This is a genomic window from Flavobacterium sp. FlaQc-48, from assembly GCF_044007335.1.
GTDB lineage: Bacteria > Bacteroidota > Bacteroidia > Flavobacteriales > Flavobacteriaceae > Flavobacterium.
The window spans coordinates 90,305-114,286 of the sequence record NZ_JBIPCR010000019.1; the positions used below are offsets into that span (position 1 = coordinate 90,305).

The 23,982-nt window shown below is 36.2% G+C and carries 13 protein-coding genes; 11 read left to right on the plus strand and 2 right to left on the minus strand.

Annotated elements, in window-relative coordinates; all coding sequences use genetic code 11:
* The first annotated feature begins 84 nt into the window (after positions 1 to 84).
* Both ACHRWY_RS23040 and nagB read left to right on the plus strand, forming a co-directional pair.
* Positions 85 to 2,184 (plus strand): alpha-L-fucosidase, encoded by a 2,100-nt coding sequence (locus ACHRWY_RS23040; RefSeq protein WP_395357733.1) that lies wholly within the window; start codon positions 85 to 87, stop codon positions 2,182 to 2,184.
* 141 nt (positions 2,185 to 2,325) lie between these two features.
* Positions 2,326 to 4,239 (plus strand): glucosamine-6-phosphate deaminase, encoded by a 1,914-nt coding sequence (gene nagB / locus ACHRWY_RS23045; RefSeq protein WP_395357734.1) that lies wholly within the window; start codon positions 2,326 to 2,328, stop codon positions 4,237 to 4,239.
* A gap of 674 nt (positions 4,240 to 4,913) precedes the next feature.
* On the opposite strand, the gene ACHRWY_RS23050 is transcribed toward nagB, so the two are convergent.
* The gene (locus ACHRWY_RS23050) at positions 4,914 to 5,627 is read right to left on the minus strand and encodes a LytR/AlgR family response regulator transcription factor (protein WP_395357735.1); all 714 of its coding nucleotides are present in this window, start codon (positions 5,625 to 5,627) and stop codon (positions 4,914 to 4,916) included.
* A gap of 67 nt (positions 5,628 to 5,694) precedes the next feature.
* The gene (locus tag ACHRWY_RS23055; protein ID WP_395357736.1) at positions 5,695 to 6,753 is read right to left on the minus strand and encodes a sensor histidine kinase; all 1,059 of its coding nucleotides are present in this window, start codon (positions 6,751 to 6,753) and stop codon (positions 5,695 to 5,697) included.
* A 121-nt stretch (positions 6,754 to 6,874) separates the two neighbouring features.
* Here ACHRWY_RS23055 and ACHRWY_RS23060 point away from each other — a divergent pair, with 121 nt between their 5' ends.
* From ACHRWY_RS23060 to ACHRWY_RS23100, 9 genes are all read left to right on the plus strand, one after another.
* Positions 6,875 to 9,118 carry a GH92 family glycosyl hydrolase gene (locus ACHRWY_RS23060; RefSeq protein WP_395357737.1) on the plus strand — a complete coding sequence of 748 codons (2,244 nt, stop codon included), beginning with the start codon at positions 6,875 to 6,877 and terminating at the stop codon, positions 9,116 to 9,118.
* A gap of 36 nt (positions 9,119 to 9,154) precedes the next feature.
* On the plus strand, positions 9,155 to 11,032 hold the full coding sequence (locus tag ACHRWY_RS23065; RefSeq protein ID WP_395357738.1) for a sodium:solute symporter family protein: 1,878 nt from the start codon (positions 9,155 to 9,157) through the stop codon (positions 11,030 to 11,032).
* Between the two features lie 310 nt (positions 11,033 to 11,342).
* Positions 11,343 to 12,308, plus strand: coding sequence for a glycosidase (locus ACHRWY_RS23070; protein ID WP_395357739.1), 966 nt, complete (start codon positions 11,343 to 11,345; stop codon positions 12,306 to 12,308).
* 7 nt (positions 12,309 to 12,315) lie between these two features.
* Positions 12,316 to 13,386, plus strand: a complete 1,071-nt coding sequence (locus ACHRWY_RS23075) for a carbohydrate-binding family 9-like protein (RefSeq protein WP_395357740.1) — start codon at positions 12,316 to 12,318, stop codon at positions 13,384 to 13,386.
* A 6-nt stretch (positions 13,387 to 13,392) separates the two neighbouring features.
* Positions 13,393 to 14,472: a putative glycoside hydrolase gene (locus tag ACHRWY_RS23080; RefSeq protein ID WP_395357741.1), complete on the plus strand. Its 1,080-nt coding sequence runs from the start codon at positions 13,393 to 13,395 to the stop codon at positions 14,470 to 14,472.
* A gap of 178 nt (positions 14,473 to 14,650) precedes the next feature.
* On the plus strand, positions 14,651 to 17,791 hold the full coding sequence (locus ACHRWY_RS23085; protein ID WP_395357742.1) for a glycoside hydrolase family 2 TIM barrel-domain containing protein: 3,141 nt from the start codon (positions 14,651 to 14,653) through the stop codon (positions 17,789 to 17,791).
* A gap of 5 nt (positions 17,792 to 17,796) precedes the next feature.
* Positions 17,797 to 20,118, plus strand: a complete 2,322-nt coding sequence (locus ACHRWY_RS23090) for a family 20 glycosylhydrolase (protein WP_395357743.1) — start codon at positions 17,797 to 17,799, stop codon at positions 20,116 to 20,118.
* A 128-nt stretch (positions 20,119 to 20,246) separates the two neighbouring features.
* Positions 20,247 to 21,731 (plus strand): alpha-L-fucosidase, encoded by a 1,485-nt coding sequence (locus tag ACHRWY_RS23095; protein WP_395357744.1) that lies wholly within the window; start codon positions 20,247 to 20,249, stop codon positions 21,729 to 21,731.
* A 4-nt stretch (positions 21,732 to 21,735) separates the two neighbouring features.
* Positions 21,736 to 23,979 carry a GH92 family glycosyl hydrolase gene (locus ACHRWY_RS23100; RefSeq protein WP_395357745.1) on the plus strand — a complete coding sequence of 748 codons (2,244 nt, stop codon included), beginning with the start codon at positions 21,736 to 21,738 and terminating at the stop codon, positions 23,977 to 23,979.
* Positions 23,980 to 23,982: the final 3 nt, after the last annotated feature.

A 23,982-nucleotide genomic window follows, 5' to 3' on the forward strand; every position in this document is an offset into this window, starting at 1 on the left:
TCGAAATAACAGCAAATAAAATTTTCATTTACTTTAAATTTATATTTTAATTCGCTTTCAACCAAAATAGTAGCTAATCTCCAAATGAAAAATATTTTTTTAATACTGAGTTTTTTTTGCATCATAACACCTGTCTGTTCTCAGGAATTGGTAAAATCCCCTGCGCCATTTGGTCCGTTGCCAACTCAAAAACAAATCGACTGGCAGGAAATGGAGTTTTATGCCTTTGTACATTTCTCATTAAATACATTTACCAATAAAGAATGGGGTTATGGCGATGAGTCTCCGGAGCTTTTTAATCCGACACATTTAGATGTTCGTCAATGGGCACGTGTTGTAAAAGCTGCAGGAATGAAAGGGATTATTTTGGTTGCCAAACACCATGACGGATTTTGTTTGTGGCCATCGGCATATACAGAACGTTCTGTGAAAAATTCCCCATGGAAACAGGGTAAAGGCGATTTGGTAAAAGACCTCGCAGAAGCGTGTAAAGAATACGGTTTGAAATTGGGGCTGTATCTTTCGCCCTGGGACAGAAACCGGGCAGATTATGGCAAACCGGAATATGTTACCTATTTTAGAAATCAGCTAAAAGAATTATTGACGAATTACGGAGATGTATTCGAAATGTGGTTTGATGGTGCCAATGGTGGTGATGGTTATTATGGCGGAGCAAATGAAACCCGAAAAATTAATACGCTGGAATACTACAAGTGGGATGAAACCTATAAATTGATTTATAAAATTGCCCCTAAAACTTTGGTTTGGGGTGTTGGACCTTCAGAAGCCCGATGGATTGGAAATGAAGAAGGACGTGCAGGAAAAACAAACTGGTCTCTTTTACGCCAGAAAGATGAATTGGCAGGAAAAGTGCATTATACTGAATTCATGTCCGGTCACGAAGACGGAGAAAAATGGGTTCCCGGCGAAGCCGATGTTTCGATAAGACCGGGATGGTTTTATCATTCGGTTGAAGATGATAAAGTACGCCCGCTGGATGAAATGGTCGATATTTATTACGAATCGATTGGACGAAATGCGACCTTATTATTGAATCTTCCGGTAGACAAAAGAGGTTTGGTTCATGAAAATGATGAGGCAAGATTAAAAGAATTGGTAACAACAATAAAAGCCGATTTTAAAACGGAATTATTAGCCGGAACAAAAATTTCTGCCAATAATGTTAGAGGGAATAGTGCTGAATTTGCTGCAAAAAATGTTTCTGACGGAAATAAAAACTCCTATTGGGCAACAGATGATCCTGTTAAAACAGCCTCAATTCTTTTTGAATTTGGTAAGCCGACTGCTATAAATCGTATTTTGCTTCAGGAATATATTGCGCTTGGTCAACGTGTTAAAGCCTTTAATGTTGAGCTTAAAGTAGATGGAACCTGGAAAACTGTTGCAACAGAAACTACTATTGGCTACAAACGAATTCTAAGAATCGACAGGGTCAAAGCATCAGCATTAAGAATCAATATTACCGATTCAAAAGCGGGTATTGTAATTTCGAATATTCAGGCATACAATGCACCAACGTTTGTGCGTATGCCGGAAATTCAACGTGATAAAAACGGAGATGTAACGATAAAAACGGAAGATAAAAATCCTGTTTATTATTCGCTTGACGGAAAAAATCCAACGAAAAAAAGTACTTTATATAAAGGAGTATTCAAATACAATAAAGCAGTTACCATAAAGGCGGTTGCAATTGATGCGTCTGAAAATATCAGCAGTGCTGTAAAAACCGCAAAGTACGGCGCATCAAAAGAAAACTGGAAAATACTTAGTGCTTCGAGCGGAGATTTGGCTTTGGCAAACCGAATTATCGATGGAAATCCAAATACAGACTGGAGCTTTGGCAATGATGCGAATCAACTTCCACAGGAAATAACAATCGATATGGGAAGCATTTTAACTGTAAATGGTTTTACCTACGTGCCGCAACAAGTGGGGAATAACCTCAATTTGATTTCGAATTATGAATTTTATACAAGCCTTGATAATGTGAAATGGACATTGCAGTCTGAAGGTGAATTTTCGAATATAAAAAACAATCCGATCGAGCAGGTAAAAACATTTAAAAAAGATAAGGCGAGATATATTCGTTTTGTTGCTAAGTCGGCAGTTTCGAAGGGGGCGACAGTTTCTATTGCAGAAATAAATGTAATTGAAACATTGTAAAACAGCTTTTGATTTGTGATCTTTTTTCTTAAAGTTACGAATTGTGTTTTCTAGCGAAGTTTACATGTTATTAGTCGAATTTTTGATTATTTCCATGGTCTAATATTTAATTTTATATCAAATAATTAGAACAGCAGGCAAATGATTAAAGAAAGTATAAATTTCAAAGAAGCAGGAAAGTTCGAAGAAACCCGTTTTGAGAAAATTCATAATGTGATTTTCGATTCGTCTCAGGAAGCTTCAATTTTAGTAGCTCAGGAAATAGCCAATATAATTCAAAGAAAAGAAGAATTAAACGAGCCATGTATTTTAGGACTGGCTACAGGATCTTCACCTGTAAAAGTATATGAAGAATTGGTAAGACTTCATAAAGAAGAAGGTTTGAGTTTTGCAAACGTAGTAACCTTCAACTTAGATGAGTATTATCCAATGGATAAAAACAACATTCAGAGTTATTGGTACTTTATGCATGAGCATCTTTTTAATCATGTCGATATTTTACCTCAAAATATTAATATTCCTGACGGAAATATCAGCAATGAAGACCTGCAGCAATATTGTATTGATTACGAAATGAAAATTAAAGCTTACGGAGGATTGGATTTTCAGCTTCTGGGAATTGGAAGAACCGGGCATATCGGGTTTAATGAACCGGGATCTCACGTTAATTCAGCAACACGAAGCATTACACTGGATCATTTAACACGTCAGGATGCTGCTTCTTCTTTTTTAGGAATTGATAATGTGCCTAAAAAAGCCATTACAATGGGAATTGGTACGGTAAAAAATGCCAAACGAATTGTGCTTCTTGGATGGGGAATCAGCAAAGCAGAAATAATAAAAAAGACCATCGAAGGCGAAATTTCATCGAGAGTTCCGGCTACATATTTACAACAGCACAACAACACAACATTTGTTTTAGATACAGAAGCTTCATCGGAATTAACGAGAGTAAAAACGCCCTGGTTGGTCAAATCGGTAATCTGGACTGAAGAATTAAAATTAAAAGCAGTAGCCTGGTTAAGTGAATTGACTAAAAAGCCTTTCCTGAAACTGACAGACAAAGATTATAACGATAACGGAATGTCGAGCGTTTTGGCAGAAGAAGGAACTGCTTACCATTTGAACATTAAAATGTTCAATAAGATGCAACAAACCATCACAGGATGGCCCGGTGGAAAACCAAATGCAGATGATACTTACAGGCCGGAACGTGCTACTCCGGAGAAAAAGAGAATTATCATTTTTAGTCCGCATCCGGATGACGATGTGATTTCGATGGGAGGAACTTTTGACCGATTGGTAGAGCAGGGACATGATGTTCATATTGCCTATCAAACCTCAGGAAATATAGCTGTTTCGAATGAAGAAGCTTTAAAGTTTGCCGAAATTTCGATGGCATTGAATAAAAATTCTGATGAAGCTGAAAATATCATTAATTTTTTAAAGAATAAAAAAGCAAATGATATTGATTCATTAGAGGTTAGAAGATTAAAAGGATTGATTAGAAGAAGTGAATCAGTTGCGGCAACCAGATATTTAGGGGTACCGGATTCAAATGTTAACTTTTTAGATTTACCGTTTTATGAAACTGGAACAGTTAAGAAAAATAACCTTGGAGAGGCTGATATACAAATTATGTGTGATATTATCGAAAGGATAAAACCACATCAGATTTATGCAGCAGGGGATTTGGCAGATCCACACGGAACGCATAAAGTGTGTCTGGACAGTTTGTTTGAAGCCTTAAAACGATTGAAGCACAAAAGTTTTATGGATGATTGCTGGGTTTGGCTGTACAGAGGAGCATGGCATGAATGGGAAACGTACCAAATTGAAATGGCAGTTCCGATGAGTCCGGATCAGGTTCTTAAAAAACGTCATGCTATTTTTTACCACCAGTCTCAAAAAGATGGTGTAATGTTCCAGGGCGATGACAGTAGGGAATTCTGGATACGGGCAGAAGACAGAAACAGGTTAACAGCAGAAAAATATCACGCTTTAGGTTTGGCAGATTACTCTGCTATCGAAGCATTTAAACGTTATTTTTTCTAAGATAATCTTTTAAAATATAATAAACTATTTCATGTGGTTTATTTGGTTAGTTACCAGTTTTGAAAATGCAGCCGTGGTTGGCTGCATTTTTTTTGTTTTTAACAGGGAGAAGTTAAATGTTAAGAGTTGAGCTTTAACCGCAATCTTGTCATCCTGACGAACGAAGGATCACACAAGAAGCTCCGCACAGTAATTCCACAATCAATTTTCATCACATTCTTGTCATCCTGACGAACGAAGGATCACACAAGAAACTCCGCAAAGTGATTCGACAATCAATTTTCATCACATTCTTGTCATCCTGAGGAACGAAGGATCGCACAAGAAACTCCGCACGGTAATTCCACAATCAATTTTCATCACATTCTTGTCATCCTGAGGAACGAAGGATCACACAAGAAACTTCGCAAAGTGATTCGACAATCAATTTTCATCCCATTCTTGTCATCCTGAGGAACGAAGGATCACACAAGAAACTCCACACAGTAATTCCACAATCAATTTTCATCCCATTCTTGTCATCCTGAGGAACGAAGGATCAGACAAGAAACTCCGTACAGAAAAACAACAATCTTTGTCATTCCTCATGATGACAAACGGTGTATTAGCTAAAAACCCTCTTTCAAAGTTTAAACTTTGAAAGAGGGTTTAGTGATAAATTTTATAGCAATTTTTTAAATCGAAGAATTCAAAATTCTTTGTTTTACATGATCTATATACGATCTTCCAATTACATATCGTAAACCTTCAATTTCAATGCTGTTTCCTTCAACAGCATCAATCTTATCAATTGCAATCGTATACGATCTGTGTATTCTTAAAAAATTTCTCTCCGGAAGTAAATCTGTAAAGTCTGATAACGTGCTGTGAATAATATATTTACCGGTTAAAGTGTTTATTTTCAAATAATCCTTTAAACTTTCAATAACAAGGATTTCATTAAAGAAAATCTTCTTCATCCTTTTCTTGTCAATTTTAACGAATATAAAAGGGCTGTCTGCGCTGTTTTCCTGAGGAATGTTGTTTTTGTTTTCAAGTCTTTTGCTAATCTTATTCAGGGTTTTCATTAACCTCGGAAATTCGATAGGTTTTACTAGATAATCTAAAACATCCAGTTCGTAAGTCTCTATGGCAAACTGACTGTATGCACTTGTAATGACCAGTATAGGCGGATTTTCCAGGCTCTTTATAAAATTAATTCCGTCAAGAACAGGCATATTAATATCCAGAAAAATAACATCAACCTTGTTATTTTTTAGAAAATTTAAACCTTCAATAGGATTACTGAAAGTATTTATTAGCTCAAAATTTTCAATTGGCTCTAAGTAGTTTTTAATTACGTTAATTGCCAAAGGCTCATCGTCAATAATCAAACAATTTATTTTCATTTCTATAATCTTAGTTATTTGAGCGAAATAAGTTAGCAGGTAAATCTATATACGAAGAAAAGTCGTGTTAGGTTACTTTAATCACAAGCTTTACGACAAAAATATCTTTTTTATTTTTAAATGAAAGCTTATAGTCATTTTTATTATAACCTAATTCTAATCTTTTTTTCACATTATCTATACCTATGCCACTTGACTTGTTAAAATTGTCCTCATGTTGCGTAATTTCTGGCGTTGGATTAGAAATAGTGAAATGTAAATAATCACCTTTTATTTTAAAGTTAATATCAATGACTACTTTTCCGGTGTTTTTGTTTACCCCGTGTTTAAAAGCATTTTCGATAAATGTTAATAATATAATAGGAGAAATCTCTTTATCGTGAATATCTCCCGAAATAGACATGTTGACCTCTAACCGATCGTCGTTTCTAATGCGTTCCAGATCCAGGTAGTTCTGGATACAAAGAATCTCATTTTCTAAAGTTTGTCTTTTGCTTCTTGTATCATATAACATATAGCGCATTAGTTCAGAAAGTTTGAGAACAATTTTGGGCGTTTTGTTTGATTTTTCTACAGACAGGGAATAAATATTATTGAGGGTATTAAAGAAAAAATGCGGAGAAATTTGAGATTTCAGAAAAAGCAATTCCGTTTCTAATTGAGATTTTTCAAGATCCGTAACTCTTTTTTGTTCTTTCAAAAAGTCCAGTGTAATCTTAATAGCTGTTACAAAAGTAATTACATAAAGTTCGCCCATCATCATGTCAATAGTATAATTGAGCGTCAGTTTATCAATTGTTTCTGGTCCTTCAGGCCAAACGTTGTGTGTAATTAATAAATAGGTAAGATTAAATTTTACAATAACCATTATAAAAAGAGACGATAAAACTGCCAGTACATACAAAAGATATTTTTTTCGATACACCAGATAGGGCATAAAGATTAAAATATTCAGATAACATAACGTCATGTGAATTGGAAACCCCAATAAGTTTGTTTTTAATGAATACAGGTAATCATTAAAATAGCTTCCCCATCTAAATGTGTTAAATAAAAAGTAAGTAAGCCAAAATAGGATATGATAATGCAACGGGATGCGATAAAGTTTGCTGGAATTGAAATTCATAATAATAGTATGTTTTGTGACTTTTTTTGATGTTTATCTTAGTTTATGTGTCGTCCGTCTAAATTAGTTTTAATAAAAACCTCTTTTATATAAATTTAAGGTTAAATTAAGATTGTTTTATATGAAGAATTTTCCCCTATTGGTTGTTTTTGTCATTTTGACTGCAAGTTGCAAAATAAATGTAAACAAAAATAACGATCAAAAAACACTTTTTGTTAACCATGTCGATCCTTTTATTGGCACAGGTGGTCACGGGCATACGTATCCGGGAGCAACTGTTCCGTTTGGGATGCTTCAGGTAAGTCCTGACAATGGTGTTTCAAGCTGGGATTGGTGTTCCGGATACCATCATTCAGATTCTATCGTGGCCGGTTTTAGTCATTTACACTTAAGCGGAACCGGAATTGGCGATTTGGCAGATATTCTCTTCATGCCAGCCAATAAAAAACTCGATTTAACAATCAAAACAACTTCGCGCGATCAATTACCTTATAAATCAAAATACAATCATGTTAACGAAAAAGCAACACCGGGCTCTTACCAAGTTTTTCTTGAGGATCCTAAAATCAATGTAGAATTAACTTCATCACAACGTACTGCATTCCATAAATACACCTTTGCTAAGAATGATACACAATCCGTAATTATCGATCTTGGTTTTGCTATTAATTGGGATAAAACGGTAAAAACCGGAATCACAATTGAAGACGAATATACCATAAGCGGCTATCGTTATAGTACTGGCTGGGCAAAAAATCAAAAAGTATTTTTTGTAGCTAAGTTTTCAAAACCCATTTCTGAGTCCGTTTTATTGGCTAATAAGCAAATAGTTACAGGAAATAAAGCCGATGGAGAAAATACTTCAGCACAATTATTTTTTAAATCCAATAATACAAATGAATTATTTGTAAAAGTCGCTTTGTCTTCTGTAAGTGTAGCCAATGCCAAAGACAATCTGGACGATGAAAAGTCAACTTTCGATACTACAAAATCTAAGGCAGCCAGCGTATGGAATAGTGCTTTAAGTAAAATTGAAGTCGAAACCCCAATAGACTCATTAAAAACAATTTTCTATACCGCGATGTTCCACGCCCAAGTTGCCCCTGTAACCTATAGTGATAAAAATGGTCAGTTTAGAAAAGAGGATGATCAAATTGTTACAGCAAAAGATTATACCGCTTACTCGACCTTATCACTATGGGATACTTTTAGAGCCGAAAATCCACTATTGACTTTATTAGCCCCGGACAAAACTTCAGACATTGTAAACTCTATGTTAGCGTATTACGATACCAAAAAAATATTACCGGTCTGGACACTTTATGCAAATGAAACGAATACCATGACGGGTTATCATTCTATTCCCGTAATTGTAGATGCATATCTAAAAGGGATTAAAGGTTTTGATGCCGAAAAAGCATATGCAGCCATGAAAACTACGATGATGCAGGACGAGCGCGGATTGAATTTCTATAAAAAATTCGGTTACATTCCTTTTAATTTATTAGACGAGTCGGTTACAATTACTTTAGAATATGCCTACGACGATTGGTGTATGGCACAAATGGCAAAAGCTTTAGGTAAAAACGAAGATTATCAGTTTTTCCTCAAGCGTTCAAAAGCCTATCAATATTTATTTGATCCGAAAACGGGATTCATGAGAGGAAAGTCAGAAGATGGAAAATCGTGGAATGAACCTTTCGATCCAAAACATTCCAACCACAGAGAACATACCGATTATACCGAAGGAAATGCCTGGCAGCATAGCTGGTTTGTACCTCAAAATGTAGAAGATTTTATTGCATTACACGGAAGTAATGAAATTTTCGTAAAACGTTTAGAACAGTTATTTACCGAAAGTTCAGAGATTACAGGAAGCAATGTTTCAGCAGATATTTCAGGCTTAATTGGTCAGTATGCACACGGGAACGAGCCAAGCCATCATATTGCCTACATGTTCAATCATGCAGGACAACCCTGGAGAACCCAATATTGGGTGCGTCATATTTTAGATACCCAATACAATACAACACCAAACGGTCTAAGCGGAAACGAAGACTGCGGACAAATGTCGGCTTGGTATGTTTTCAGTTCCATGGGATTATATCCAATGAACCCGGCTTCGGGAGAATATGAAATAGGAAGCCCTATTTTCGAAAAAGCAAAAATCAATCTCGAAGGTGGAAAATCTTTTGTAATTGAAGCAGAAAATGTTTCAGACAAAAACTTTTATATCCAGTCGGTGACATTAGACGGGGCCGAATTCAATCAAACCGTAATCACACATCAGCAAATAGTAAAAGGAGGAACATTGCATTTTGTGATGGGACCACAACCCAATAAAAACTGGGGAACAAAAAAATAAACAAAAACTGTAACTAACCAACAAACAAATAATTGAATGGATATAATTGACGTATCGATCATCGTAGCTTACATTCTGCTCTCGGTAGGAATTGGAATTTGGATTTCAAGAAAAGCATCAAAAGGACTGGATGATTACTTTCTTGGCGGAAAAACAATCAAATGGTATTTCTTAGGACTAAGCAACGGATCAGGAATGTTTGATGTTTCAGGAACCTCCTGGATGATTGGAGTATTGTTTTTGTACGGTGTAAAAAGTTTTATGTTTATGTGGCTCTGGCCAATATGGAACCAGATTTTTGTCATGATGTTTCTCGCTGTCTGGATCAGAAGATCAAAAGTGATGACAGGTTCTGAATGGATTTTAACCCGTTTTGGAAGTGACAGAGCCGGAAAAGCATCTCATATTATCGTGGCTATTTTTGCTATTATTTCTACCATTGGTTTTATTGCCTACTTTTTTGAAGGAATCGGGAAATTTGTAACCATTATTTTGCCATGGGATTTAACGCTTCATTACGGTGATTTAATTGTATTGACTTCAGAGCGCTCTTATGCTTTGATCATCATTCTTTTAACGACGATTTATACGGTGAAAGGCGGAATGTTTTCGGTAGTAGCCACAGAAGTCGTTCAATATCTTATCATGATTATTGCGGGAGTTTTGATTGCCGGTTATGCTTTTATCAATTATACGGATATTCAGATTAATTCGGTTATCACCGAAGAATGGAAGAATGTTTTCTTTGGATGGCAGTTTGAGACCCAATGGAGTGATAAATTTCAAACCTTTAATAACTTAATAGATTCTGAAGGCTACAAAATGTTTGGCGCTTTTATAGGCATGACCTTGTTTAAAGGTTTCTTCGCCAGTATTGCAGGCCCAACACCAAGCTATGATTTACAAAGAGTATTGTCTACCAAATCAGTAAAAGAAGCGGCTTACATGAGTGGTTTTACGAACTTGATTTTATTCATTCCAAGATATTTGTTAATTACCGGAATCGTAGTAATTGCGTTGGTCAATATGGCACCGGAATTAAATGCCAATACAGGCTTAACCGGAGCCGATTTAGAATTGTTAATGCCAAAAGTGGTCAATTTATATATTCCGGTTGGAATTAAAGGAATTTTGCTTGCCGGTTTACTGGCCGCATTTATGTCCGGGTTTTCAGCATTTGTAAATGCAGGACCGGCGTATATTGTAAATGATATTTATAAAAAATATTTCAAACCTGTTGCTACCAATCAGCATTATATCAAAGTAAGTCAGATTTCTTCTTTTCTTGTAGTTGGTTTAGGGGTTTTTATGGGATTCTTTGCAGACTCGATCAATTCTTTAACTTTATGGATTACCAGTGCTTTGTACGGAGGTTATGTCGCAGCCAATTTCTTAAAATGGATTTGGTGGCGATTTAACGGCTGGGGGTATTTCTGGGGCATGTTTGCCGGATTAATTGTAGCTTCTTTACAATTTGCTTTAGGGCAGGCCAAAGGAAGCTTGTCCGAAGGATCATTTTTATATGAATTATCACAAGTACAGGCTATTTATCTGTTTCCATTAATATTTGGCTTTTCGATTTTGGGCTGTCTTTTAGGAACTTTTTTAAGTAAACCAACTGATATTGAAGTTCTGAAATCTTTTTACACCAATGTAAGGCCGTGGGGCTGGTGGAAACCGGTTTACAAATTATTAAAAACAGAAGATCAGACTTTCGAAAAAAATAATGATTTCTGGAAAGATATGTTAAACTGTGCCATTGGGATTGTATGGCAGTCGAGTATGATTTTGCTTCCGATATTCTTTATTATAAGAGATTATCCAAAAGCGATTACAGCATTTGCAGTATTTTTAGTGACTACAACAATTTTAAAATTCACGTGGTTAGATAAAGTTCGAAAAATTGAAGATTAAGTAAAAGAATTTATTTTGTCATGCTGAGAAACGAACGATCACATGCGTAACCAGACAAAGACTGGCAACAAAGATTAACGACACAGTTTGTCATCCTGAGGAACGAAGGATCAAACCCGTAACCCGACAAAGACTGATAACACAGAATTGAGAAAATAAAAAAAAAGAATAAAAGAAACTAGTGTCTAACACATAGTCATTTGTGTTTAAATAAAGTAAAACGCCTTTTTGAGTTTTTCCAAATCGATGTTTCCATGTGTTTAAATAAAAGGACAAAGTTTACAATACAAAATAAATAAAAAACAAAAAAATGAGCACAATTCCCTGGCAAGACAGACCCGAAAACAGTAACGACGTAATGTGGAGATATTCTGAAAATCCTATTATCGACAGATACGCGATTCCATCATCAAACAGTGTTTTTAATAGTGCTGTAGTTCCTTTTGGAGATGGCTTTGCGGGAGTTTTCAGATGTGATAACAAAGCGGTTCAAATGAATATTTTTGCCGGATTTAGTAAAAACGGAATCGATTGGGATATCAATCACGACCCTATCGTAATGCAGGCCGGAAATACAGAGATGATCGAATCGGCTTATAAGTACGATCCGCGTGTGGTTTTTATCGAAGACCGTTACTGGATTACCTGGTGTAATGGTTACAACGGACCAACAATTGGTATTGGATATACCTTTGACTTCAAAGAATTTTTTCAATGCGAAAATGCCTATTTGCCTTTCAACAGGAATGGGGTTTTATTTCCGCAAAAAATAAACGGAAAATATGCCATGTTAAGCCGTCCAAGTGACAACGGACACACCCCTTTTGGAGACATCTGGATCAGTTACAGCCCGGATATGAAATATTGGGGAGAACACAGATTAGTAATGAAACCAAGCCCTTTCGAACAAAGCGCATGGCAATGCACCAAAGTAGGGGCAGGGCCAATCCCAATTCTTACTGAAGAAGGATGGTTAATGATTTACCACGGCGTTATCAATACCTGCAATGGTTTCCGTTATGCTATGGGATCGGCACTTTTAGAAGTTGATGCACCGGATAAAGTAAAATACAGAACACAGCCATATTTGTTAGGTCCCGCAGAAATTTATGAAATGGTGGGAGATGTACCTAATGTAGTTTTTCCATGTGCCGCTTTACACGATACTGAAGAAGATAAATTAGCCGTATATTACGGTGCAGCAGATACGGTTGTAGCTATTGCATTTGGTAAATTAAGCGAAGTAGTTCAATTTACAAAAGATAACAGTTTATAGAAAAAGCATGCGTTTAAAAATTCAATGGTTAACAGTTGTTGTTGGTTTTCTTTCGGTTGTAAGTTTTTCACAGTCGAAGAAAAACACCATTATTCCTAAAACCTATGTAGCTGCAAAAACGACAACTCCAATCGTGATCGATGGTGACGAAACGGATGAAGCCTGGAGTAAAGCAGATTGGACAGATCTTTTTGAAGATATAGAGAATGGCATAAAACCAAAATATGCCACAAAAGTAAAAATGCTCTGGGATGAAACCAATTTCTATATTGTAGCGAAAATAGAAGAACCACATGTTTGGGCAAATTTAAAACAACGTGATACCATTATCTTTTATAACAATGATTTTGAAGTTTTTATAGATCCCGATAGCGACACTTTTAACTATTATGAATTAGAAATAAACGCCTTAAATACCGCCTGGGATCTATTTTTATCAAAACCTTATCGTGAAAATGATAATGTTGTTTTAAACGACTGGAATATTCCGGGCCTGAAGTCAGCAGTTAAAATTCATGGAACGCTAAATAATCCCAACGACATTGATCAGGGTTGGGTTTTAGAAATGGCGATTCCCTGGGCATCTTATAAAACGTCGTATTTTGACAAAAACGTTCCTATAGATAAATTCTGGCGGGTTAATTTCTCAAGAGTAAACTGGCAGCATTCAATTGCTGACGGCAAATACGAACGCAAAAAAGGAGCTGACGGAAAATTTCTGCCCGAGTACAATTGGGTTTGGTCGCCAATGGGTGTGATCAATATGCATGAACCGGAGAAATGGGGGTATGTTTATTTTTCTTCCAAAGAAGGAAAAGATAACTTTACCATTCCGCAGGATGAAAAAGTAAAATGGGAACTTTATAATTTATACCGATTTCAAAAAGAATACAATCAAAAGCATAAAGTATGGGCAAAATCACTGGCTGATCTTACGAAAGAACCAATTAGCGTTGAGGGTAAAATATTAAAACCAATACTGGAAAATCATTCTGCCGGATTTAATATTTCAGTAAAAAGCCCATTTTCTAATCAAATCTTTGTGATCAGGCAGGATGGCAAAATAATACAAAAATAAACCACTATGAAACTACCAAAACTATTCCTTTTTTTATTGGCGCTTACTGTTTTTTCCTGTGCCAAAAAAGAAGGGCAAACCACCTTTAAATTTGGAGTCTGGACCACTGCAGATGCTAAAAAATCAGATGCCGATTATGCAAAAGAATTTAAAAAATACAAAGATGGCGGAATCGATGAAGTATTAATCAATACCACTACAGACCCAAAACTTTTAAAAAGATTAGTGCCTTTAGCGACAAAAGAGGGCCTAAAAGTGCATGCCTGGATTATGGCCATGAACAGACCCGGAGATTCTCTGGCATTACAACATCCGGATTGGTATATGGTAAGCAAAGAAGGAAAATCCTGTTTTGACAATCGCCCTTATGTAGATTATTACCAATGGTTATGTCCAACCAGAAAAGAATCAAGAGAACACGTTTTAGCCTTAGTAGAAGAATTAGCAAAAGTAGACGGGATCGAAAGCGTTCATTTAGATTATATTCGTTTTCCGGACATCTTTTTACCTATTAGTTTACTGCCTAAATACAATTTAGTACAGGACACAGAATTACCTCAATTCGATTTCTGTTACTGTGATGAATGTATCAAAGCATTCGAAAAAATCCATCATAAAAATCCAAAAGAAAGCCATAACACTTCGATCGATATGGAATGGAAAAATTTCAGGTTAAATGCCATACAAGCAGTTGTAAATGATGCTTATAAAATTGCCCACAAGCACAATAAAAAACTAACGGCCGCAGTGTTTCCTTATCCTGAAATGGCAGATCACATGGTGCGCCAGCGCTGGGACAAATGGAACATCGATGAGGTATATCCCATGATCTACCATAGTTTTTATAACGAAGAAATTGACTGGGTTGGTTACGCTACAAAACAAGGTGTTGCCGATTTAGAAGACAAGAAAACGAAAATCAACACAGGAATTTATATTCCGGGATTAAAAAATGATAAGGAACTAAAAGAAGCTATTTTACTGGCAAAAGAAAACGGGGCAGTTGGCGTTTCTTTCTTTGATGGAAATGCATTGACAGAAAGTAATTTAAAAACCATCGCTGCAACAAAAGCAAGTTTGAAATAATGGATTGTTTTTAAGCACATAAAAACATAGATTTTCTCTCATAAAATTAAAAATAGTGACCCAATTTTCACATTGCTCTGTGAATTTTATACGATTTAAACGTCTTTTTTTTAACTTTAAAATCTATGTTTCTATGTGTTCGGAAAAAAAACAGCACGCAAGAATAAAAAAATAAAGAATGAACAAAACAATATCCATATTATCATTACTAATAACTTCGATAGTAGCGGTTAACGCACAGGAGAAAGTTCCGTTTTGGCAGAATGAAAAAATCAACGAAGAGCATCGTGAACCTATGCACGCGGCTTATTATGTTTTTGAAAATGAAGCACTGGCGGCAAAAAACGAATGGAGGCAATCTAAAAATTACCTGGACATTAACGGAGCCTGGAAATTTAAATACGTGGACAGCCCAAATGATCTTCCTAAAGATTTTGAGAAAACGAATTTTAATGATAAAAGCTGGGATAATTTTAAAATTCCGGCAAGCTGGGATGTAAACGGCTATGGATATCCGGTTTATGTGAATACTACTTACGATTTTGATTATTTGATGGCGCCAAACCCACCGTTTGTGCCCACAAAATACAACCCGACGGGAGTTTACAGAAGAGAAATTACAATTGATAAATCGTGGGAAGGAAAAGACATTTTTCTTCATATAGGAACCGCAAAATCAAATCTTACGGTTTGGGTAAACGGCGTTTATGTGGGATATGGCGAAGATGGAAAACTCCCGTCTGAATTTAACCTGAACAAATATGTAAAAACCGGTAAAAATACCATCGTTTTGCAAGTAATGAAATGGAATGACGGTTCGTATTTAGAATGTCAGGACATGTGGAGAATGAGCGGGATCACCAGAGATTCTTATTTGGTGGCGAGAAACAAAGCCCATTTAAAAGACTATGAAATCATTCCGGACCTGGATGCAAATTATGTAAACGGAACTTTAAAAATTTCAACCCAATGGTCCGATTTAGATAAAAAAGACAGTTATACTTTAGACGTTCAGTTAAAAGATGGCGACAAGATTATAACCTCAAAAGTAATTCCCGCTGTAAGCGAAAAACAAACTTTTGATTTTGCCGTAAATAATCCAAAGAAATGGAGTGCCGAAATCCCGAATTTATATCAGATCAGTTTTCTTTTAAAAGATAAAAAAGGAAATGTTGTCGAAGTGATCCATCAAAATGTTGGTTTTAGAAAAGTAGAAATCAAAGGGGGGCAACTCTTAGTAAACGGAAAAGCCATTTACATAAAAGGAGTAAACCGTCATGAAGTTGATCCCGTAACCGGACAAACGATTTCAAGAGAACGTATGGAACAGGATATTAAAATCATGAAAGAATTTAATATCAATGCGGTAAGAATGTCCCATTATCCTAACGATGAATATTTCTATGAATTATGCGATAAATACGGAATTTATGTGGTGGATGAAGCCAATATAGAATCACACGGAATGGGGTATGATATTACCAAAACACTGGGTAATAAACCGGACTGGGAGCTGGCGCATATTCAGCGTATGCAGCGCATGGTCGAAAGAGATAAAAACCATACGTCGATCATTATCTGGAGTATGGGGAACGAAGCCGGAAACGGGTACAATTTTTACAGAGGCTATTTGTGGATTAAAAACCGCGATAAATCAAGACCCATTCAGTACGAAAGAGCCACTGCCGGAGCCTGGGACGGAAAAGATTTAAAATTTGAATGGGATTCTGATATCATCGACCCAATGTACAGTTCGCCTAATAAAATGGAAGAATATATTCTGGCAAACCCAAATCCGTCCAGACCTTACATTCAGTGCGAATATGCACATGCAATGGGAAATTCAATGGGAAATTTTAAAGATTACTGGGATGTGATTCGTAAATATCCAAACTTTCAGGGAGGATTTATCTGGGATATGATCGATCAGTCGGTGTATAAAAAACAACCGGACGGAACTACTATTTTAGCTTATGGAGGCGATTTTGGACCAAAAGATGTCAAAAGCGATAATAATTTTGTGAACAATGGCGTATTTACAGTAGACAGAAAACCAAATCCGCATGCCTTTGAAGTAAAAAATGTGCTTCAGAACATTCTGACTTCCTGGGAAAATAAAGAAACCGCAACGGTTAAAGTGTACAATGAATTCTCGTTTAAAGATTTGAGTAATGTGACTTTGCACTGGAAATTAATTTTGGATGGAATTACACAAGATTCAGGAGTAATTGATTATTTAGCAATAGATCCAAGGCAGTCCAAAACGTATACATTACCGATTAAATTAGGCGATAAAAAATTTCAGGAAGCTTTTATTACTATAAGTTATCAGTTAAAACAAGACGAGCCGTTTTTACCAAAAGGATTCGAGATTGCAACAGAACAACTGGCTTATAAAGGTATCTGGAAAAATGATATTAAAATAGAAGGTTCAGGAAAAATTACAGTAGAGAAAAAAGCCAACAGCACCGTTTTTAAAAGTGATAAAGCCGAAATTACTTTCGACCAGAAAACCGGATTTATCAAGGGGTATTCATTCAATAATTTACCAATTATAAAAGACGGATATCAATTGCGTCCTAACCTTTGGAGAGCACCAAACGATAATGATTTCGGCGCTAATTTTCAGGTAAACTTAGTAGCCTGGAAAACAGCAACAGAAAACCCAATACTTGTAAACTGGAATTATACAGCTACAAAAGACAATAAAATTGAGATAAAAGCGACCTATAGTTTGCCTCAGGTTTTTGCAAAATTAATATTGAATTACGAAATCAATAGCAGCGGAGAACTACTTGTGAAAGAAGAATTAAATATTGATAAAGGAACTGAAACACCAATCTTACCAAGATTTGGAATGGAAATAATTGTTCCAAAGGATTTCAGCAATATGACGTATTACGGAAGAGGGCCGCACGAAAATTACATCGACAGAAATTACAGTTCTCAGGTAGGCCTTTATACACAAACTGTTTCAGAACAGTATTACCCATACATCCGTCCGCAGGAAACCGGAAATAAAACGGATGTACGTTTTCTGGAATTATCGGGCGATAAATTGAAATTAACAGTGACATCAGATAATTTATTAGCCGTAACCGCTTTGCATTATTTAAATGAAGATTTAGATGACGGATTGAAAAAAGACCAAAGACACGCTGCCGAATTGAAGGAAAGAGATTTAACGAGTTTAAAAATCGATTCGAAACAAATGGGTGTGGGCGGAATTGACAGCTGGCAGGCATGGCCAATGGAAAAATACCTGTTGAGAGACAAAAATTATCAGTATCAATTTAAAATAACACCTTCTTTAAAATAATAATTATGAGAACATTAAAGCCCTTTTTTGTCTTCATCTTTTTAGCCGTTTTAAGTTCGGGTTATAGTCAGAAAGTGTATACGGAGAAAGACATTCAGATCATTCCAAAACCGAATCAACTGACAGTACAGCCGGGAACTTTTGAATTTTCTAAAAATACTGTTTTTGTAGTGACTACTGATTTTCAAAAAGAGATTTCAAATGCTTTGATCAGCAAATTTGGAGTTGCTGCAGGCTGGCGTCCGGTTTTAGGAGCAAAAGCACCACAAAGTAATTTTATCCAGTTTAAAGCTGATCCGGCATTTCATAAGGAAGCCTATAAAGTAGAAGTAAGCAATAGTACTATTATCGTTACGGCAAGTGGAAATGCCGGTTTTATCTACGGATTAGAAACCATCAGGCAATTGCTTCCGGTGTCCATAGAAAGCCATTATCCTGTTACCACTGCAAAATGGCAGATTCCAAATGTAACGATTACGGATGAACCCCGTTTTAAATGGAGAGGTTTAATGCTCGATGTATCACGTCATTTCTTTGATAAAAATTATATTCTGGCGACAATTGATCGTTTAGCGATGCACAAAATGAATGTTTTGCATTTGCACTTGGTGGATGATCAGGGATGGAGAATTGAAATTAAAAAATATCCAAAACTAACAGAAGTGGGTGCCTGGAGAGTCGATCAGGAAAATGTTTCCTGGAATGCAAGACTGACCACAAATCCGGATGAAAAAGGAACTTATGGAGGCTTTTTTACCCAGGAAGAATTAAAGGAAATTGTAAAATACGCCGCAACTAAAAACATAGAGGTCATTCCTGAAATCGAAATGCCGGCACACGTAAGTTCTGCCATTGCATCCTATCCGGAACTGTCTTGTTTTGATCAGCGTATTGGCGTTCCGTCAGGCGGATTATGGCCCATTACAGATATTTATTGTGCCGGAAAAGAAAATACATTTGAATTCCTGGAAAATGTGCTAGACGAAGTAATGGCCATTTTTCCCTCAAAATATATTCATATTGGCGGAGATGAAGCGACGAAAACCAATTGGACAAAATGCCCGCATTGTCAAAAAAGGATGAAAGATCTTGGTTTAAAAAACACAGCCGAATTGCAAAGTTATTTTGTAAAACGAATTGAAAAATACATTAATTCTAAAGGAAAAAAAGTAATTGGCTGGGATGAAATTGTAGAAGGAGGTTTAGCTCCCGAAGCAACGGTAATGAGCTGGAGAGGAACAAAAGGCGGCATTGAAGCGGCAGACCAGGGACATGATGTAATTATGACTCCTGAATCGCATTGTTATTTTAATTTTTATCAGGGACCTCAAAACGAAGAACCTTTAGCTTTCGACGGTTATACGCCATTAAGCAAAGTGTACGAATTTGATCCGGTGGAGCCTACTATGTCGCCTATTGAAGCCAGTCACGTTTTGGGCGGACAGGCCAATTTATGGGCAGAACATCTTGCCGGACCAAAGGATTCAGAATATATGATTTTTCCAAGACTCGCGGCTATGGCCGAAGTTTTATGGAGTTCTAAAGAAAGCCGTAACTGGAATGATTTCACCACAAGATTAGCGCCATTACTAATGCGTTATGAATATATGGGAATCAATTATGCAAAAAGTGCTTATTTGGTCACCGCTTCTTCAAGCGCAGATTTGACTAAAAAACAAATCAATTTGTCTTTAAAAAATGAATTTCCGAATCCGGATATTCGATATGTTTTGGGTAATAAAACTATCGATCAGAATGCTGTGAAATATGTAAATCCAATTCAGGTTGGCGAAACAACCGTTTTAAAAGCTTCCTTGTTTCAAAATGAGAAACCAGTTGGGAAAACGTTTACAGATACGATTGTTTTTCACAAAGCCGTAGCACATAAAGTAAAATATTTAACGCCATTTAATGATAATTACAAAGGCGACGGCCCTTTTACCCTGGTCAATACCATTCGCGGATCTAAAAATTTCCACGACGGACAATGGCAGGCCTGGTTAGTCAATGATATGGAAGTTGTAGTTGATCTTGAAAAGCAGGAAGCTGTGGAGCAGGTAATCGTTGGAACTTTGGAAAGCCAGGGCTCAGGGGTTAATTTTCCTGTAAAAATCAAAGTTCTGGTTTCTAATGATGGAATCAATTATCAGGAAGTCGGGAAAATTTCACGTCCGTACGCAGCAAATGTGACTTCGGAACTGAAAGATTTCAAAATCAATTTTACAAAAACAAATACCAGATTTATTAAAGTAATTGCATCAAACCTGAAGAAAAGCCCTAAAGGAGAATCGTCGTGGTTATTCGTAGATGAAATTTTAGTGAACTAAAGCCAGGAAGCCATAGTTCTATGTGTATGAATGCAAGTGAACGCCTTTGAAAGCTGGAAAAAGCTATGTTTCTATGTGTTTAAAAATAAAGACAAAACAAAAAACAAAAACCATAAATTAGAATTAAGATGAAAAGAGGAATATTCATAATCGCGATATTATTTTCAGTCCAGCTGTTTTCGCAGGCCATTTATGAAGATGAGCGCTATGTACCGGAAACGGATCCGTTAGTATTGAAAAATTTAGAGCAATGGCAAGGCAAAAAGTTTGGATTGTTAATGCACTGGGGAACCTACAGCCAATGGGGAATTGTAGAATCCTGGTCTATTTGCCCAGAAGATTATGGATGGTGCGAACGCAAAAAAGGCAGCAATCCCGGCAATTATAATGAATATGTAAAAGAGTACGAAGGTTTGAAAAAATCATTCAATCCAACCAAATTTGATCCTGCAAAATGGGCAAAAGCAGCCAGGGCGGCAGGAATGAAATACATGGTTTTTACCACCAAACACCATGACGGATTTAATATGTACGACACTAAATATTCTGATTATAAAGTAACAGATGCAGCTTGTCCGTTTAGCACAAATCCAAAAGCAGATATTTTGAAAGAAGTTTTTAATGCTTTTAGAAACGAAAATATCTCAACAGGAGCCTATTTCTCTAAACCGGACTGGCATAATGAAAACTATTGGGATCCTTATTTTCCTCCTTTCGACAGAAACGTAAATTACGATCCAACATTATATCCTGAAAAATGGCAGAAGTATGTTGATTTTACACACAATCAAATTTTAGAAATCCTTACCAATTACGGTAAAGTAGATATTTTATGGTTAGATGGAGGATGGGTTAGAAAAAGGGACCAGCAAAACATCAAAGAAAACTACGAAGAGAAATTTGCAGAAAACGAATCTAAAAACGGTTTCATCAAACACAGAGTAGTAGAACAAGATCCTAAAATGGACGAATTGGTCATAAAAGCACGCCAAAAACAACCGGGATTAATTGTAGTAGACAGAGCGGTTCACGGTAAAAACCAAAATTATTTAACGCCTGAAAACAGAGTTCCTGAAAAAACCCTGCCTTACCCCTGGGAATCATGTATTACGTCTGGCGGTGGATGGTCTTATACTCCGGATGCTACCTATTTAACAGGAAGACAAGGGATTCACATGTTGATTGATGTGGTGGCAAAAGGCGGAAACCTGTTGTTGAATATCGCGCCAAGTCCCGAAGGAGAATGGCAAAAAGGAGCCTATGATTTATTAGCCGCTTACGCAGACTGGATGAAAGTAAACAGCATAGCGATTTACGATACAAAACCAATCGAACCTTTTAAAGAAGAAAATATTTGCTTTACGCAAAATAAAGCCGGAAATGTATTCGCCTTTTATTTAGCAAAAGAAGGAGAAGATAAAATTCCTGCCACTGTTACCGTAAAATCGATCAATCCTAAAAAAGGAACAAAAATCACAATGTTAGGGTCTAAAACTTCCCTTAAATGGACAAAAGAAGCGCAAGGATTTAAAGTGGTAATTCCGGAAAGCTTACGAAATAATTTACCGGCAAAAGAAGCCTGGACTTTAAAAATTGAAGCTATTAACAGATAAAAATATGTTTTCAATACAAAAAATAATATCCAAAACAGCATGTATTTTTTGCATGCTGTTTTTTAGCATAAGTATTTTTGCACAAGAACCCGTTGATTTTGTCAATCCGTTTATCGGCACATCCAATTTTGGAGCTACTTTTCCGGGACCTATTGCACCACGAGGTATGGCAAGTATAAGTCCGTTTAATGTTGCAGGGCCGCAAAACCGTCCGTTAGAAAAAGATAGTCAGTGGTTATCGAATCCTTATGTAAACGAAAATACCTTTTTAACCGGATTTAGTCAGGTTAATTTAAGCGGTGTGGGCTGTCCTGATTTAGGGGTTATTTTACTAATGCCTACCACAGGAAATGTAGAAATCGATCATTTAAAATACGGATCGGGATATTCTAATGAAGTGGCCAAAGCGGCTTATTACAGCGTAAATCTTGACAAGTATAAAGTTAAGGGAGAATTTACGGCCTCAAAAAGAGTAGGTGTAAGCAGGTTCACGTTCCCAAAAGGACAATCGAATATTTTATTAAACCTCGGATTAGGATTAACCAATGAAGAAGGCGCGATGATAAAAGTCGTTTCCTCAACAGAAATTGAAGGAATGCGATCTGTAGGTTCTTTTTGTTATAATAGCCCTGAGGATGCATATCCTGTTTATTTTGTGGCAAAATTTTCTAAACCGGCAGATAAATTTGGTGTTTGGAAAAAGACTACGAAGTATAACGGTGTCGAAGCACAATGGATGGGATATAACGGAAAAACCAGAATAATGGAAAATACTGTTAAAACTGTTGTAGGAGATAGTATTGGAAGTTATTTTATCTATAAATTCGAAAAGGAACAAAAGGTTGAAGTTAAAATTGGAATTTCGTATGTAAGCATCGAAAATGCCCGTGACAACTTAGAAAAAGAAACCGGAAACAAATCATTTGATGCCGTTTATAAAGATACGTACCAGGAATGGAACCAGGAACTTTCTAAAATTTTAGTTGAAGGCGGTTCAAATGATGATAAAACGATTTTTTACACCGCTTTATATCACACTTTAATTCATCCCAATACCTTAAATGATTTCAACGGAGAATATCCTGAAATCAAAAGAAGTAAGATTGGTAAAACAAAAGATACCCGTTATACCGTATTTTCTTTATGGGATACATACCGAAACATGCATCCGTTAACGTCTTTAGTATATCCTAAGCAACAATCTGATATGATAAAAAGCATGCTGGAAATGTATGATGAAAACGGATGGTTACCCAAATGGGAATTAAATTCAACAGAAACATTTACCATGGTAGGAGATCCCGCAAGTATAGTTATAGTCGATGCCTGCTTAAAAGGAATTCAGGATTTTGATATTTACAAAGCCTACTATGCAATGCTAAAAGGTGCGGATAAAACTGAAAATAATCCGTTGCGTCCCGGACTTAAAGAATATATCGAAAAAGGATATTTATCCACTAATTATCCGGGCCCCGTTTCTACCACATTAGAATACAATACTTCAGATTATGCGATTTCACTTTTAGCGAAAGCTTTAGGCGAAAAAGACGATTATAAGCGTTTTACGAAACGTTCACTCTCGTACCAAAAATTATACGATAAAGATTTAAAATTACTTCGGCCAAGAACCGCTAACGGAAAATGGTATGAACCTTTTGATCCTGAAGCAGGATCTAATTTTCAGGCAAATGTAGGCTTTATCGAAGGGAATGCCTGGCAATATGCTTTTATGGTGCCACATGATATCAGGGGATTGATTAAATTAATGGGCGGTGATAAAGTTTTCTCAGATCAATTGCAAAAAGTTTTTGATCTCAAACAATTTGATATGGCAAACGAACCGGACATTGCCTATCCCTATTTATTCAATTATGTAAAAGGAGAGGAATGGAAGAGTCAGGAAATGGTTAAAAAACTGGTAAAAGAATATTTTCAAAACAAACCAAAAGGATTGCCCGGAAATGACGATACCGGAACCATGTCGGCCTGGTTGGTTTATTCTATGATGGGAATTTATCCGATATCGCCCGGAGATCCAATTTATACCATTACAACACCAATGTTTCATAGAGTGACGATCAAATTAGATCCGGCATATTATAAAAAAGAAAGCATTGTAATTGAAAGGCAAGAGAATAATGATGGAAAAATCAATTCGATTGAGATAAACGGAAAACCACTTAATAGCTTTTTTATTTCGCACGAAGATTTTGTGAATGGAACAAAGTTAAAAGTGATTCAAAATTAAAAC

Bases quoted from the DNA above. Each gene is read 5' to 3' on its own strand.
- ACHRWY_RS23040 (WP_395357733.1), top strand. From the start codon at position 85: ATGAAAAATATTTTTTTAATACTGAGTTTTTTTTGCATCATAACACCT.
- nagB (WP_395357734.1), top strand. From the start codon at position 2,326: ATGATTAAAGAAAGTATAAATTTCAAAGAAGCAGGAAAGTTCGAAGAA.
- ACHRWY_RS23050 (WP_395357735.1), bottom strand. From the start codon at position 5,627: ATGAAAATAAATTGTTTGATTATTGACGATGAGCCTTTGGCAATTAAC.
- ACHRWY_RS23055 (WP_395357736.1), bottom strand. From the start codon at position 6,753: ATGAATTTCAATTCCAGCAAACTTTATCGCATCCCGTTGCATTATCAT.
- ACHRWY_RS23060 (WP_395357737.1), top strand. From the start codon at position 6,875: ATGAAGAATTTTCCCCTATTGGTTGTTTTTGTCATTTTGACTGCAAGT.
- ACHRWY_RS23065 (WP_395357738.1), top strand. From the start codon at position 9,155: ATGGATATAATTGACGTATCGATCATCGTAGCTTACATTCTGCTCTCG.
- ACHRWY_RS23070 (WP_395357739.1), top strand. From the start codon at position 11,343: ATGAGCACAATTCCCTGGCAAGACAGACCCGAAAACAGTAACGACGTA.
- ACHRWY_RS23075 (WP_395357740.1), top strand. From the start codon at position 12,316: ATGCGTTTAAAAATTCAATGGTTAACAGTTGTTGTTGGTTTTCTTTCG.
- ACHRWY_RS23080 (WP_395357741.1), top strand. From the start codon at position 13,393: ATGAAACTACCAAAACTATTCCTTTTTTTATTGGCGCTTACTGTTTTT.
- ACHRWY_RS23085 (WP_395357742.1), top strand. From the start codon at position 14,651: ATGAACAAAACAATATCCATATTATCATTACTAATAACTTCGATAGTA.
- ACHRWY_RS23090 (WP_395357743.1), top strand. From the start codon at position 17,797: ATGAGAACATTAAAGCCCTTTTTTGTCTTCATCTTTTTAGCCGTTTTA.
- ACHRWY_RS23095 (WP_395357744.1), top strand. From the start codon at position 20,247: ATGAAAAGAGGAATATTCATAATCGCGATATTATTTTCAGTCCAGCTG.
- ACHRWY_RS23100 (WP_395357745.1), top strand. From the start codon at position 21,736: ATGTTTTCAATACAAAAAATAATATCCAAAACAGCATGTATTTTTTGC.